The following is a 17,456-nucleotide window of genomic DNA, read 5'->3' on the forward strand; positions in this document are numbered from 1 at the left end:
GTGGATAAATTGAGAAACAAAGCGTTTCTTCCTACGTTGTAAAGGAGGAGACGATAATATGTTATATGCAAACAAAACTGTGGGTAACACGTCATATAAATTAAGCAAAAAATCAATGAAAGAACAAACGATGCTTCAAAAAAATAAAGATTTATTAATTGAAATCGCAACGAGAGATGTAAAATCTGTATTTGCGTATTTTAAAACAACAAGAGATGGATTATCTATGAAAGAGGCACAAAAACGTATTCAAGTATACGGCCGAAATGAATTAACTTCAAAAAGAGCTCGTATTGCGGAAGTGATGATGAAGCTAGGTGGAATGATCCCAGGTTTTTCAAAACAAAATGTGAGAGATGGATTACAATGTGAGAAGATTACTGTGTCTCGAGTAGAATGTTCTAGTGTAACAGGTTTAAACGGTGAATTAAAAATGATGGATTTGCCAGTACAAGAGCTTGTTCCTGGAGATATGATTTTCCTTTCGGAAGGTGATACAGTACCAGCAGATGTACGTATCATTTATGCAAATGATCTATTAGTAAATGAATCTGTGCTAACAGGAAACGATGCGAGTATTGAGAAATTTGAAAGTTGCTATCATCTTGAACGCAAACGATTTATTCCTTTGAAAAGAATGAAAGACTATAATCCACTTGAACTTGAAAATGTATGTTTCAAAGGGACGTATATTGTTAGTGGAAATGCAAAAGCTGTAGTAGTTTCAACTGGGAAAAATACGTATACAGGGATTCTTCATACTTGTTGTAGTAAAACGTCTTAATGTGTAAATGATGCTAAATATACAAAAACAATGTATAATAGACAAAGTTGAAAAACGTAGAATGGTAATCTATTTATATAACCTTACGTGATGACGTGGGGTTATTATTTTTTTTGGTAGGAGAGGAATTATGAAAAAAGTATTATTAGTTGATGGTATGGCACTATTATTTCGTGCTTTTTATGCAACAAGTGTCTACGGGCAGTTTATGAAACGACAAGATGGTACCCCTACAAACGGGATTCATGGTTATATGAAACATTTATTAACGGCAATGCAAGCAATTGAACCGACACACATCGTAACATGCTGGGATATGGGAAGTACAACATTTAGAACAGAGTCGTTCTCAAATTATAAAGCGAATCGTGCAGCGCCACCTGAAGAATTAATTCCGCAATTTGATCTAGTGCAAGAAATGACTGCAAAATTATCTGTTCCAGTTATCGGCATGAAAGGGTATGAAGCGGATGATTGTATCGGTACACTAGCAAAACAATACTGCAATGAAGCGGAAGTTTATATTTTAACAGGTGATACGGATTTACTTCAACTTGTTGATAAGAACGTTACAGTTATGCTTCTGCGCAAAGGAATTGGAAATTACGAGTATTACACACCAGAGAAAATTATGGAAGAAAAAGGTGTAGAACCGTGGCAAATCGTGCATGCGAAAGCTTTCATGGGAGATACGAGCGATAATTACCCAGGTGTAAAAGGGATCGGTGAAAAAACAGCGTATAAGCTTATTCAAGAACATGGTACAGTAGCAACTGTACTAGAAAATGTGGCATCATTAACGAAAGCGCAACGTACGAAGATCGAAAGTGATTTAGAGAATTTAAATATTTCATTACAATTAGCGCAAATTCATTGTGAAGTTCCTATTTCCTGTTCACTAGAAGAAGGATTACACACAATAGATGAAGAAAAATTACGATTCGTTTGTGAAGAAATGAATTGGGGAAGACCTGAAATGTTAATCAATATGCTGTAAATAGTTTGGAAAGAAGGATGTTGCATAAGTCGAACTTAGACTAGGTGACACCTTCTTTTTTATTTTAAAAAAAAGAATTTTAGTAGATGAAAGTATATGGAATGCAGCTTAAAATATATAAATATTTCGACAAGGTAAATTGATATAAGATGATGCAAATGGCGATTTATGTAATTGAATGAAACGACTATAAAATTGTTTTAGGAGACTCTTTTTTGAGTGTTCACAAAGTTGTCAGAAAATAAACGGAATTTTCATATGAAGTTCAAATGGAATTCACAACAATCAATTATTATAAGAACAACCAGATAATTCTTTATCTTTTATATAAATCATCCCCCAAGGAGGACAATGAAAATGAGAAAAAAAGTGAGAAAATCTTTTAAACAATTACTAATTGAAAATAAACAATCACTATTAAATAATAAAGAAAATATGAAAGAAATTGAGGAAAGAATTGAGAAACGACATGTAGCATATAGTGCTACTAGCAATTGATTATTATTTGTTCATAAAAAAAGAGTGCAGCTTGGAGAGTATACAAGCTGCACTCTTTTAATTTTATTTATTAACGCCACCAAATCCAAGTCCAAAGGTAGTTTCGTATATTCCGAGGAGTAATGCGTATAAAACGTTCCCCGTCAAAGAAGCAATTTAAATTTGGAACTATTTCATCTTCGTTTTCTGGAACAAAAGTGACGATGTTTTCGTTACTTGTAACGGTTACTGTAATTGGTGGATCGGTAGGCGAGACTTGAAGTTGTAACGAAATATTAGCTGTATTTTTAAACTCATTAGTAACAGGTGGACTTATTACTTGTACTGTGAATAACACGATAATTGTTTCGTTCGGTTCCAAATTAGTAGCGACTAGGAAACCGATATTCGGATTCGCTAGTGGAGAGCGTTCTTCGTTAATGAAGACAGTGCCGTTTATAAATTGTAAACCTACTGGAATAGTATCCTGTAACGAAATATTTAAGAGTGAAATCTCAGAAGTATTTGTAATACGCACCGTGTAATCAAAATATTGATTGAAATAAGCTGAGCTGACGGAAGCGTTTTTCGTGACTGTCGCATTTACAAATTGAACTGGTATACGAACAATATTCGAATTAACGATAAAAGTAATAATCGGCTCCTGTGGCGTCAATTGGAAAGCGGCTGTAACTGTTGCAGAATTTATAATTGAACTGTTTGAAGGAATAGAAGTTACGAGCACTTTAAATGTTAGTATTGCTACTGCATCTGCAGGTAAAGATCCGATATTCATACCTGTGTCTGGACGGACATTTGGAACCGGAGTACCGTTAATCGTAACACTGTTTTCTATAAATGTTGTACCAGCTGGAATGGTATCTATAACGGAAGTACTTACTGTTGGGATTGGAGAATCATTAAATATCTCTAATGTGAAAGTAATAATATCTCCTATCACGACAATTGATTTGTCTGCTGTTTTTTCCATATGAATCATCGGATCAATGATTGTCGTTGTAACAGTATTTGTTTGCTTTGTAACAGTATTTGTTTGCTTTGTAACGGTATTTATTTGCCTTGTAATCGTAATAGGTGGTTCGATTGGACCGACAATAGGCGTGTAGGAAACAGTCGCATCGTTATTGATTGTAGATTGAAGAGTAGAAGAAGAGATTGTTACTTGGAATGTAATAATAACAGAGTCATTAGGAGCAAGAGTTCCTAATGTAATACCATTTTCAGGATTCGTATTAGGTTGATTGATTCCGTTAATTGTAACACTACCAATAACGAATGTCGTATCTACTGGTGCTGTGTCTACTAGAAGAAGATCTTCAATAGTGATATTACCACTATTAGTAATCGTAATGGTGTAAGTTAAAGTTTGACCAGGTAAGGCACTCGTGAAATCAACAGCTTTTATCGCAATGACATTATCATTTTGGACGGTTGTTGTGACAGTATTTGTTGTGGTTGTATTTGTAACAGGTGCGTTATTTGGATTGACAGTATAGTTAAAGGTAGTAATTGCATTGTTGTTAAGTTCATTTGGTGTTGGGATAGAAGTCACAAAAACGTGGAATGAAGCGATAGCATCTCCACCAACAATTATAGTGTCAATTGGTATACCGCTTACTGGATTAACTCCCGGAAGCGTTTTTCCGTTTACAATCACGCTATTTTCTATAAACGTAGTACCTTGAGGAATCATATCTTGAATGACTACATCATTTGCTGCAACATTACCAGTTTGATTGAGTGTAATCGTATACGTTAACGTATCACCGACAGTTGCAAATGCCAGGTCAACAGCTTTATTACTATTTAAAGTCGCGTGATTAATTTCTGTTACGGCAGCTGATGAAATAATAGTTTCTGTAATAGGTGGTCGATCTGGTAATGTGTATTGAAATTTAATTGTACTCGTGTTAGAAATTGGATTTGTTTGTGGGATTGAAGTAACACGTACTTGGAATAGAATAGTTGCTGTTGTATTAGGCGGAATGTTATCAATTTGTATCCCGCTAAGTGGATTGTCATTTGGACGAGCGTTGCCATTCGCAATAACACTGTTCTCTATAAAGTTCGTATTTGCTGGGATGATATCTGTCATGATAATGTTTTCTACTTGTATATTCCCATTGTTTGTGATGGAAATTGTGTAAGGGATAATCGTTTGTAAGTCAGCGTATTGGATAGGCGTTGTTTTTGTTGCGACTACAGTAGCAGTAATAACTTCAGTGAAGGTAATATTACTAGTCGATATTTGTTCTTCTCCATTTATCGTATAACGAGAAGTTGATTGATTTTGAACATGGCCGCTAGCTGGAAGCGCTATGACGGTAACAGAAAATGTGACTGGGATAGAAATGTTAGGAGCAATCGTTCCTACAAGTATACCGGTACTTGGATTGGCGTTAAGCTGCGGAATGTTATTTACTAAAACGCTACCGTCAATAAAGGTAGTTCCACCAGGAATATTGTCTGTAAATACAACAGCAGTGGCATCTGTATTCCCTGTATTCGTTAAAGTTGTTGTATAAGTTAAAATGTCACCAATTGTTACAGAAGTCAAATCAACAGTTTTAAGTGAAATGATATCAGCATCATTAATTTGAACGAAAGTAGTGTTGGAAGTAGTCGATTTTTGAATTGGTGCAAAGTCAGGATTGAAAATAAAGTCGTAGACGATGTTTGCAGTATTAGGTGTTGGGTTTACAGCAGGTAAATTCGTAACGGAAACTTGGAACGTTATTGTAGTTGCTTGACTTGACGCAATATTAGGAATAGAAAAACCGATATTTGGATCTGCTGCAGGAAGTACCGTGTTGTTAACTATTACACTTCCTGGAATAAAGACTGTTCCATCTTCTATCGTATCTGTAAAAAAGATGGAGTTAGTTGTAGTGGATCCGTTATTTTGAATGAGTACTGTATATTCAATAGTTTCATCAATATTAGCTAATATTGTATTAGCAGATTTTGTAGCGATAAGAATAGCATCAATAAATTGTATATTTGTAGTATTGGAAGATGTCGTTTCTGAAATTGGTGGTAAGCTTGGGTCTGGCTGATACTCATAGTGGATGACGGCGATATTATTAATGTTATTTTGAGGAGGTATAGAGACTACATTTACTTGAAATGTAACGATAATTGTATTGTTTGGAAGGATAATATTAAGGGTGATTCCAGTAATTGGATTCTCGTTAGGTCTTGGTATACCATCTACAAGAATGCTATTTGGAATGAATGTGGTGCCAGCAGCAATTGCGTCAATTAGGAGAGTATTTGTAATAGGTACTGTACCAGCGTTTGTAACTGCGACTGTATATGTGATGATTTGACCGATGCGTGTAATAGATCTGTTAGCAGATTTAAGTGCACTAATATTTGCTGTACGGATTTCAGTATTTACTGCATTTGATAACGATCTACGCTGAATAATTGGAGAACTAGGCTCAATTTGGTATTCATACGAAGTGTCTGAAATGTTAATGACTGTATTGCCAGGAGGTATACTTGTAAGTTGTACTTGGAATGAAATAGTGACTGTTTCATCTGGTTGTATCGTGCCAAGAGTTATTCCATTTTCAGGGTTCGCACCAGGCTGAATGACATTATTTATTGATAAGCTATCTTCAATGAATATCGTACCTTCTGGAATATTGTCAATGAACAATGTATTGTTAGCCGGAACAGTTCCTATATTTTGTAGTGTATTTGTGTAGGTAATATTTTGCCCGATGGATACGAAAGTAACATCTGCCTGCTTAACAGAAATAATATTTGCATTTTGAAGTGATGTTGTAACGATATTAGAGGTTGCAGAGCGATTCACTGGGGGAGCTGTAGGAATGCTTACATATTGGTACGTTGCTGAAGATTGATTTACAATTTCGGTTTCAGTAGGTGGATTGTTTGTTTGTACTTGAAATAGTATTGTTTTGGAACTATTTGATGGGATCGTTCCAATTGATATTCCGTTTTCTGGATTTGTATCAGGCTGAAGTACACCGTTAATTGTGACACTGTCGGGAACGAATGTAGTCCCAGCTGGAATCGAATCTGTAAAAATAATATTTATTGCGTCAACATTGCCGATATTTTTCACTTCAGAAATATAAAGGATCGTTCCACCAATATCTACAGTTGTTGGATTGGATGTTTTTGTAATTGTTAATTGTGCTTGCACGAAATTTGTAATGACGATATTACTAGTAGATGTTTCCGTAATAGGCGGTTTCCCTGGATCTAGTTGAATTGTATATGTTGTATTAGATTGATTTGTAATCGATTGTTGCGAGAATGGATCGTTAATAAGAATTTGGAACGAAATAAGGTGAGTAGCGTTTGCTGCTAGGTTAGGCAAAGTAACACCTGCATTTGGATTGGCACCAAGTATAGCTGTTCCGTTAAGTGTAAAACTATTGTCTACGAATGTAGTCCCTTCTGGAAGAGTATCTGAAAATATAAGATTTGAAGCAGGAATATTTCCGGTATTCTCTAGCGTTATCGTATAAGTCAAAATATCACCTGTTGTTGCTTGTTGTGCATTGACTGCTTTTAATGAAAGAACATTCGCATCCGAAATTTGTGTGACTGCTGGATTAGACGTTATTGTTCGAGAGATGATAGGAGCGGTTGGATCGGCGATAAAAGTATAGGCAATACGGGCTATATTAGAAATTGGATTTACGCTTGGAATGGATTGAACGATCACTTGGAATGTTATGGTGATAATGTCTGAAGGCGCTATGGAGTTTAATGGTATCCCTACGTTTGGATCGGCACCTGGAGCTGAAACGTCATTAATGGTTACGCTATTCGGAATAAATGTAGTTCCTTCTGGGACCAAATCTGTTAAAGTAACTGTATTTGCAGTTGTATTCCCGTTATTTTGAACGACTACAGTGTAAGTGATTGTACCGTTAGTAGATTGTACGAGAGAATCTGTATTTTTAATTACAGACAGCGATGCATCAACGACAGCTGTACTAACCGTATTAGATGAGGAGGTTGCTGTAACTGGAGGTTGACTCGGATCGACAATATACGTGTAACTTGTAAGTGCTTGATTTATAATTGCTCCTTGCGGTGGAATAGAGTTTGCAAGAAATTGGAACGTAATCGTAGCAGAATCACCTGGTGCGATAATACCAACTGGAATACCGAGAGTTGGACTTGCATCTGGAAGTGAAATCCCGTTAAGCGTGACACTATTTGGAACAAATAATGCCCCTTCAGGAACACCGTTAATGAGTAATACAGAGTTTGCAGGGAAGTTCCCAGTATTCGTTAATGTTGCTGTATACGTAATGATATCTAAGATAGATACGATTGTTCGATTTGCCTCTAAAATAGTTGTAACAGTCGCGTTATTAATTTGTGTTGAAGCGCTATTAGAAGTTATTGTGCCGGTAACAGGAGGAGCCGCCGGATCAACGATGAATGCATATTGAATAGATGCAACGTTTGTAATTGGATTTGAAGGTGGAGTAGATGTAACTATGACTTGGAAAGTAACAGTTAAGGAACTACCCGCGCTAACGGTCCCGATAGTAACTCCACTATTTGGATTTGCACCTGGAATGGTATTTCCATTTACAGTAAAACTATTTTCAATAAAGGTCGTTCCTGCTGGAATGAGGTCTGAGAAATTTACATTCGTAGCATTTGTATTGCCGCTATTTTGAATTAAAACGGTATAAGTGATCGTGTCGCCAATATTTGCAAAGGCTGTACTAGCAGTTTTTACAGCTGAAAGTATTGCTGAATGAATAGAAATAACGAAGACGTTCGTTTCCACGTTGCCAGGCTGAGCCTGTAATGCATTGCCTACGTTATATTGGAAGTTCACAAATGCTAAGTTTTGGAGTTCAGGAGTGAATGTTGTCGGATTGCTTACAATTTGAACTTGGAATATGATTGTTACAGTTTGATCTGGATTGACTGTATTTATGCCAATACCGCTGGTGATAGAAGCGGATGGTAATGAAGTACCGTCAACAACAACTGATCCTGTAACAAATTGTGTCCATGAAGGTAAAGGGTCTGAGAAAACAACGTTGTTAGCTGGAATATTTCCTGTATTCGTAATCGTAGTTGTATACGTAATCGTATCACCAATCGTTGCAAAAGCTTTATCTCCGATTTTAATCGTGTTTAAAATTGCACTTTCGATTTTTGTTGAAACAGTAGTAGAAGTAATATTTTTTGAAACTGGTGGATTAGCCGGATTAACGATATGTTGAAAGTTAACGCTAGCTTGATTGGTAATTGGATTTATAGGCGGGATTTCATCTGCGATAATATTAAATGCCACAATGACAGATTGGTTTGGCGCGATATCACCAATTGGAACTCCTGTAACGATATCTGCAGTTGGGATGCTAGTTCCGTTAAGTGTAAAACTATTCGGTTCAAATGAAGTTCCATCTGGAATAAGATCGGTAAAAATAACATTTGTTGCACTAACATTTCCGCTATTTGTAATTGTAACGGAGTAGACAATATCTTGCCCAATGTCAACCGTAGATACATTTGAATTTTTTTGTGCAGTAAGGATAGCGCTATTAATTTGTGTGGTTGTTGTATTAGATTGATTAGAAGTTGTAATAGATGGCTGGCTAGGGTCAACGACATAATGATATGTGATAGAAGCAGAATTAGAAATAGGATTAAGTGTAGGAAGTGTAGTAACAGTTGCTTGGAATGTGACAATTGCCGTATTACCACCATTAATGGAACCGATATTAACACCAGTAGATAAATCAGCATTTGGAATGGTTTGCCCATTAACTGTGAAACTATTTGGAACGAAACTTAAATTGCTATCAAGTATATCGATGACGGTAACATCAGTTGCAGCCACATTCCCGGTATTAGGGAGGTTAAGTGTAAATGTTATTGTATTACTAACATCCGCAAAGGTAAGATCTGCCGTTTTTGTACTTATAATATTTGCATTATTTATTTGAAGAAGCGTAGTGTTGGAAGTAGCTGAACTCGACAATGGAGGGTTAACAGGATCAACAATAAACTCATATGTCGTTGATGCTGTATTTGGTGCTGGATTAATAGGGGGAATGCTGTTCACTATAACTTGAAAGACGATACTATATATTTCATTAGGCGGAAGTGTTGCAAGTAATAAACCTGTATTTGGATTCGCGTCAGGTTGTAAAACACCATCGACAGTTAATGTGTTAGGAACAAATGTGACTCCATTTGGTAATACATCTGTGAATACAATATTAGTTGCATCTGTATTTCCTATATTCGAAATAGAAGTAGTGTAAAAAGCAGTTTGCCCGATATCTGCAAAGGATGCACTTTCATTCTTCGTCATAGATAATATGGCTTCTTTAATTTGCGTTGAAACAGGATTGCTAATTGAAGTTTCTGTATCAGGCGGTGAGATTAATTGATAAGATGTTGATGAGAAATTTACAATTGGGTTTTCGGTTGGTAATGAGGTCACGTTTACTTGGAAGGAAACATTTACTGTAGCCCCCGCTGTTATCGGTCCAATATTTACACCGTTTACTGGATTCGCACCACTTTGAGGAACTCCATTAATGGAAAATGTGTTTGCAATAAATGTAGTTCCGCTCGGCATAGTATCTGTGAAAATAACATTTTGTGCAGATGAATTTCCATTGTTTGTTAAAGTGACAGTATAAGTGAGTGTATCTCCGATGTGGCTAAATGCTTTATCAACTTGTTTAGATGAAAGAATGGTAGCTGTATTAATTGTAGTAAATGTGGTGTTTGAAGTAACATTTCTTGAAACAACTGGTGCATTTGGATCAGCGATAAATGTGTAAGAAGCAGTAGCGGAATTGGCAATAGGATTTTGGGCTGGTGTAGAAGTAGCGGTAACTTGAAATGCTATAGATATTGAGCTGTTAGGAGCAATTGATCCAATTGTTATGCCGGTATTAGGATTGAGCCCGATTTGTGTAATGCCACCTATTGTAACGCTATCAGTAATAAACGTTGTACCATTTGGTATAAGATCAGTGAAAGTAATATTCGTAGCGTTTGTATTACCGATATTTGTCAAAAGTGTCGTATAGGTAATGGTATCACCTAGTGTTACAATTGTTTGATCTACAGATTTCACCATCGTTATCATAGCATCTAGTACCGGGTTTGTAACGATATTCGTTGAAGTAGAAGTTGTAATAGGAGTTCCGTTTGGATCGACAGTATAAGAATATAAAATTGTGTCACTACCCATAATTGAACTTGAAGGGGGAACAGAAAGAACAGTTGCTTGGAAAGTAACGGTTACTGTTTCACCAGGAGCGATATTTGGTATAGTTACTCCAAGTGCTGGTTGCGCACCAGATTGCTGAACCCCATTTATTTTGACTGAGTTTGGTATAAAGGTAGTGTTAGCTGGAATTGCGCTCGTGAACGTTATATTCGTTGCAGTCGTATTTCCTGTATTTGTAATAGTTGTTGTATACGTAATCGTATCTCCAACAGAAATGATAGATTTATCAACGCTTTTTTGGGTCGTTAATATTGCACTATTAATTGTTGTCGAAACAGAATTAGATACATTCGTTTGTGTTACGGCAGGTTGGCTAGGATCAACCACATGTGCAAATTGTACAGAACTAAAATTAGAAATTGGATTTATACTTGGAATGTTTGTAACAAGTACATTAAGAGTAATCACGGCCGTTCCATTTGGGTTTATATTTCCAATCTGAATCCCGTTAGATGGATTTCCGATTTGCTGTGTACCAGAATCGTTTGTAAGAGTGCCAGATATGAATGCCGTTCCATCAGGTAAAGTATCCGTGAAAATTATATTTTGTGAAGTGACATTTCCAGGGTTGCTTAATGTAATTGTATAAGAAATTGTATCGCCAATCGTTGCGAAAGTTTTATCTACAGATTTGATTGCCACAATTTCCCCAGAATTTATTTGTGTCGAAACAGAATTAGATGTCGTATTTCGTGAAACAAGTGGTAAATTAGGTCCTGTCATAAATTGATAATCAATAGAAGCACCGTTTACAACTGGTGAGTTTGGTCCTCCAGGTCCGATTGTAAAAATAGGATTTGGGATGCTAACTACTTGCACACGGAAGGTAACATTTATAAAATCTCCTGCAATAATATCCCCAATTGGTATCCCGTTCGCTGGATTTACTCCAGGTAATAAAACCCCACCTACTCGAACGCTATCTTCTATAAATATTGTATTATTTGGAGTCGGATCTGTAAAAATGATATTCGTAGCAGTTGTGTTCCCTATATTTTCTAATAAAACAGTATACGTTAAAAATGAATTTCCAGGTGCAATGTCAGAAAATAGTCGATCCACACTTTTCGTTGCTTGAATAATCGCTTCGTTAATTTGAACTAAAGTTGGATTACTTGTAGCTGTTTCTGTCACCGGCGGCTGGTTAGGATCAACAATGATAGAGTATGTTGTGCTAGATTGGTTCAATGTTGGATTTGTAGCTGGTATTGAGCCAATAATAGCTTGAAAGCTAATTGTTATCGTTCCTCCAACTGGAATTGCGTCTAAAGAGATTCCGCTATCTGGTCTAAATCCAAGTTGTGGGATGGAGTTAATTTGTACACTATCAGGAACGAATGAAAGTTCGGGTGGTAATATATCGATAAAAACAGGTGTGTTTGCGGTAGTATTTCCGCTATTAGTGAGGGTAGTTGTATACGTAATTGTATCTCCAACAGCAGCAAATGCACTGCTTGCAGTTTTTGTTGCGATAACGGAAGCAGTATTTACTTGTGTAAAGGTTTTATTGGATTGAACTGTTCGGGAAACAGGCGGCTCATTTATATCAACAATAAAGTTATATTGAAGCGATGATTTGTTCGGAATTGGATTCGGGTTTGGCAGCGTTGTAATGTTTACTTGAAAATTGAGTGTAATCGATGCATTTGCATTCAAGTTACCAATATTGATACCGTTTTGCGGATTTGCATTTGGGACGGTTACACCATTTATTTTAAAGCTATTTGGGACAAAGGTAGTACCATTTGGAATGGAATCTGTAAACACAATGTTGTTCGCAGTAGTATTTCCTGTGTTTGTAATAGATGAAGTGAATGTAATCGTATCACCAATTGTAGCGAAAGTTGTACTCGCATTTTTATTTAAAACTAAAGTAGCATCAATAATTGGAGTAACCGTCGTATTCGTAATTGTGCTATCAACAGCAGGTGATTGGTTTGGGTTCACGGTATACTCATAATTTACAAGAGCATTATTTGTTAATGTGCCACTAGGTGGTATCGCTAAAATTTGTGCTTGAAAAGTAATGAATACAGTATCTCCTGGGGGAATATCTGCTAAGTGAATACCAAGTGATGGATCTAAACCCGGCTGCGGAATATTATTGATAGTTACAGAGTTTTGGACAAATGAAGCGCCTGCGCCGAGTCCATCTGTTAAAACTGTAGCACTAGCAGGAATATTTCCTGTATTCGTAACGGCAATCGTATAAGTAACGATATCCCCAATTGCAGCTGTCGGTGTATTTACTGACTTCGTAGCGACGATTGTAGCGTTATTAATTTGAGTTGTTATTACGTTACTTAACGCATTAGCGGATGCTGGAGGTAAGTTAGGATCTATGACATATTGGTACGCTGTATTGCTTTGGTTCGGGATTGGATTTGGACTAGGAATGGAATTTACTATTATTTGAAATGAGATTGTTGCACTTGTATTAGGGTTTATTGGATCAATTGCAATTCCACTTGCTGGATTTGTATTAGGGAGTGTATTTCCATTTACTGTTACACTATTAGGGATAAATGATGTTCCGTTTGGAATTACATCTGTAAAAATTACATTTGATGCAAGTGTGTTCCCGTTATTCGTTAAAGTAGTCGTGTACGTAATCATATCATTTACGTTAGCAAACTGTTTATCTGCCGATTTTACAGCGGCAATTGTAGCATTATTAATAGTTGTCTGTACGGTGTTAGATGCCACCATCTGCGTTACAATTGGTTTGGATGCGTCGTACATGTATTGGAATGTAGTGCTCGATTGATTCGTAATCGGATTTGGACTAGGAATAGTTGGTACAGAAACTTGGAATGAGACAGTACGTGATGAATTCGCTCCTATTGTACCAATTAAAATGCCATTAGCAGGGTTTGCATTAGCTATAGGGATACCGTTAATCGTTACAGTGTTAGGAAGGAAGATGGTACCAGCTGGAATGATATCTGTAAACGTTACATTGGAGGCAGGGATATTGCCGTTATTCGTTAAAATTGTTGCATAAGTTATGACATCGCCAACATCAGCGAAATTTGTACTTGTTAGTTTCGTAGCGACAATATTAGCAGTATTAATTTGTGTCGTTACTATATTACTAGTAGCATTTCTCACAACAGCAGGTAAATTTGGGTCAGCAATAAAGTTATATTGCAGTGCAGCACTGTTTTGAATTGGATTTTGTGTAGGCAAACTACTTGCGCTTATTTGAAAAACAATCGTTGTAAATCCACCAGCAGGAATTGTCCCGACTTGAAGACCGGTACTTGGGTCTGCACCTAGCTGTAAAGCACCGCCAATAAAAATACTATTTGGTACGAGAGTTGTGCCGGAAGGGAGTATATCGGTAACAACTACATTATTCGCTGGAGTATTTCCTGGGTTAGCTAGGGCAATGGTATATGTGATTGGTTGCCCAACATCAGCAATAGTTAAATCTACCTGTTTGACAATAACTACATTTGCTACATTAATTTGTGTACTTACAGTATTACTTAAAGATGTTTCTATAGTTGGTGGATCGCCCGGATTTAGAATAAAGCTATATTGTGTACTAGATGAATTTATTGTTGGGTTTTGTGTTGGTAAAGAGGTGACAGTTACTTGATAAGAGACGGTAAGTGAGCCGTTAGCAGGAATGGAAGGTAACGGAACACCGACATTTGGATCGGCGTTATTTTGGAGTACACCATTAATCAGGAAAGTGTTTTGGATAAAGGTAGTGCCGTCTGGATTTGTATCTACGAAAGTAGGACTATCAGCAGAAACACTTCCTGCATTCGTTAAAACGACGGTATAAGTTAATACATCCCCTACAGTAGCGAACCCTTTATCTACTGTTTTAGCTGAAATGACATTTGCATCGTTTACTTGCGTAAATGTAGTAGTTGAAGTAGTGTTCTTACTTACAGGCGAAGCGTTTGGATCAACAATAAAGTTATAAGAAATGGAGGCACTATTCGAAATAGGGTTTGGGTTTGGAATGCTAGTGATTAATACTTGGAATGAAGCTGTAATCGTAGTATTAGCATTGATGCTACCAATATTGATGCTAGCTGGTGTTGCGCCCGGCTGAGTAACACCGTTAACGATAACACTGTTCGGTACAAAGGAAGTCCCGTTCGCTATTGAATCGGATAGTACTACATTGTTTGCTGTAACATTCCCATTGTTTGTAAGAGCAAAGGTGTAAGTTAATACATCTCCAACTTCCGCAAACGTTTTATCTACAGATTTAGTAGCTTGAAGGTTTGCTAGTCTAATTGTTGATGTAACAGAATTAGAATTTGCTGTTTTTGAATTTGGTGGCAGACTAGGATTTACAGTGTATAAATAAGAAGCGAAAGCATTGTTAATGATAGGATTTTGGGCGGTAATATTGATGACAGTTACTTGGAAAGAAAGTGTAAAAGTAGCTCCGCCGGGAATTGTGCCAATAGGCAAAGCAACGAGAGAATTTACATTTTGCAAAACACCGTTTAGTGTTACAGTACCTGGAGTCAATATTGTCCCATTTGGAAGTGGATCTGTTAGTTGTACGTTCGTTGCAGCTGTATTTCCACTGTTTGAGATAAGGATTGTATAACTGATTGTATCGCCGATTGTAGCAAATTGTTTATTTGTTGATTTTGTTAATGCTAAATTCGCATTGTTAATTTGAGTGGAAACGAGATTAGAAGAAATGTTTTTTGTAACGGGTGATTGGCTTGGATTGACAGTGTACTGATAAGAAGCGCTTGATCCATTAGATACGACATTTAGCGTGGGTATTGTATTTACAACTACTTGAAATGAAACATTTTTTGTTGTACCAGTTGGGATCGATCCAATGTTCACACCGTTAGCGGGATTTGCTCCCACTTGTGTTGTGCCATCTATTGTTAAACTGTTAAGGACAAAAGTGGTTCCAGTAGGAATGGCATCTGTAAACATAACATTGTTTGCACTTGTATTACCTGTACCTGTAAAGGAAACGGTGTACGTTAGTGTATCACCAATATCGGCAAAATTTTTATCTACCGCTTTTGTCATTGTTACAGTAGCATTATTCACTTGAGTGGAGACAATATTCGTCGTATCAGTCCCGCTTACTGCCGGTTGATTTGGTACAGGAATGTATTGATAAGTTGTAGTCCCGCTATTTAATATGGGGTTTGTTTGGGGGATAGATGGAACGGATACTTGGAATGAAATAGTAGTCGTAGAATTAGCAGCAATAGACCCAATTGATATACCATTTGCGGGATTCGCTCCAGCTTGCGTAATTCCGTTAACAGTTACACTTCCTGGAACGAAAGTAGTCCCGCTAGGAATCGGATCCGTATATATAACGTTCGTTGCAGCAATATTCCCTATATTAGCTAAGGCGATACTGTAAGTTAACGTTTCACCAATATCGGTAAAAAGTTTGTTAACTGATTTTGTGCCATTAATATCTGCGAGGTTAACTTGTGTTCCAGCAGAGTTGCTTGTTGCAAGACCGTTAAAAGTCGTTCCTCCAGCGATTGGTGTATATTGAAATGTAATATTAGCAGTGTTGGAGATAGGATTTTGATTTGGAAAAGAAACGACAGTAGCTTGGAAAGTTACTGTACGAGAAGCGCTGTTATTAATGGTTCCAAGAGATATACCAGCGGCCGGATTTGCATTCGTTTGCGGGACATTATCTACTGTTACAGTTCCAGGTATAAAGGAAGTACCGTTAGGAAGAATGTCTGTAAAAATAACGTTATTGGCGGGGAGAAGCCCTGTATTAGGGATAGTAACTGTATAAGTGAGAACGTCTCCAATTGCTGCAACACTTTTATTCACGCTTTTTGTTGCTTGTATGTTAGGTGAATTTATGTTGATTTGTAAACCGACTGTATTCAACATATATGCGTCTCCGTTAGTTGTTAAACGGATTGCGGCGGACACTTGAGAATTTGTTAAATAAGGAGAAATATCAATGGAAGTAATGTCCCAGCCCTGTCTTCCAGCGGAGATGTTTGTACCTGTAGAAGCACTTTGATTTCGCGTTCCAAATGTCCCGGTTGTATCTAAGTTTCCAGCGGCATTATTAATTTGAGAACCGAAGAAATTATTTACAGCATTGTTAGGTCCAGATAAGGCATTTAATGAACTGAAATTTGGCCCGAATAGAGCCTGATCCCCAATTAAATCAGCATCTCCTTCGGTAGAACTTAAAAACAATCTCCCGCTTACAGGCCCTCCTGAAGGTGTTAAAAATCCTGAAACAGATACATCGGCACTACCAGTTTCTGCAGAAACCCGGTTGCCTGCTACATAAATGGTTAAATTTCTTGCAGGTAATGTTCCATTTTGGTAAGCGACGATAAGCGTCCACCCAGCTGAATTAATTGTTCCGTTAGAAGCATCTATAGGATCTACAAGTCCAGGGACAGAGCCGGTTGTATAAGAGCCAGATCCTCCTGCTTGAATGAGGGATGTTACATCTGCAGAACGTGTATAGAATCCAAATGTGATAGATCCAGAAACGAATGTTTGATTGGAAGCTGTAACAGCCGATGGAGTAATCGAGTATGTTGAAACAGGTGTTGTAAAAGAAACAGGATTGCCTAATACGTTCGTAATGTTTTGATCACGAGATAAATAGTTTCCGCCCCAAACGAGTTCTGCGTAAAGAATCGTACTACCAGCAGGTATATTTAAAAGAGCGGTAGAACTATTTTGTGTATAGTTTAATGTTGTACCAGCAGGAAAAGAAGTTACTTGTAAAGCGGTATTGGTAGTTATAAATGCGCCAATTGCCCCGATTGTACCAGCACGGTTTTGATTACTGATTTTACTTAAACCGAGTGTGTTTCCTGTAATCGCAAGTGCGCCGTTAGTGGTGGTAGAAAATCGATTTGTAATGGGCATGTTGTCACCTCACTTACAATATAGTCTTGGTC

At 37.1% G+C, this 17,456-nt stretch carries 4 protein-coding genes; 3 read left to right on the forward strand and 1 reads right to left on the reverse strand.

Translation table 11 applies throughout. The features are described 5' to 3' along the window. Nucleotides 1-58 precede the first annotated feature (58 nt). From PDQ40_RS01130 to PDQ40_RS01140, 3 genes are all read left to right on the forward strand, one after another. Nucleotides 59-784: a P-type ATPase gene (locus PDQ40_RS01130; protein WP_046197287.1), complete on the forward strand. Its 726-nt coding sequence runs from the start codon at nt 59-61 to the stop codon at nt 782-784. Nucleotides 785-914: 130 nt separating this feature from the next. Next, nucleotides 915-1,781 carry a 5'-3' exonuclease gene (locus tag PDQ40_RS01135; protein ID WP_000757054.1) on the forward strand — a complete coding sequence of 289 codons (867 nt, stop codon included), beginning with the start codon at nt 915-917 and terminating at the stop codon, nt 1,779-1,781. A 357-nt stretch (nt 1,782-2,138) separates the two neighbouring features. Next, nucleotides 2,139-2,279: an FbpB family small basic protein gene (locus PDQ40_RS01140; RefSeq protein ID WP_001228046.1), complete on the forward strand. Its 141-nt coding sequence runs from the start codon at nt 2,139-2,141 to the stop codon at nt 2,277-2,279. Between the two features lie 70 nt (nt 2,280-2,349). Here PDQ40_RS01140 and PDQ40_RS01145 read toward each other — a convergent pair whose 3' ends face one another. Then, on the reverse strand, nt 2,350-17,424 hold the full coding sequence (locus tag PDQ40_RS01145) for a DUF7507 domain-containing protein (RefSeq protein ID WP_270691179.1): 15,075 nt from the start codon (nt 17,422-17,424) through the stop codon (nt 2,350-2,352). Between the last annotated feature and the right edge of the window lie 32 nt (nt 17,425-17,456).

The organism is Bacillus cereus group sp. Bc061, assembly GCF_027715825.1.
Classification (GTDB): domain Bacteria; phylum Bacillota; class Bacilli; order Bacillales; family Bacillaceae_G; genus Bacillus_A; species Bacillus_A paranthracis.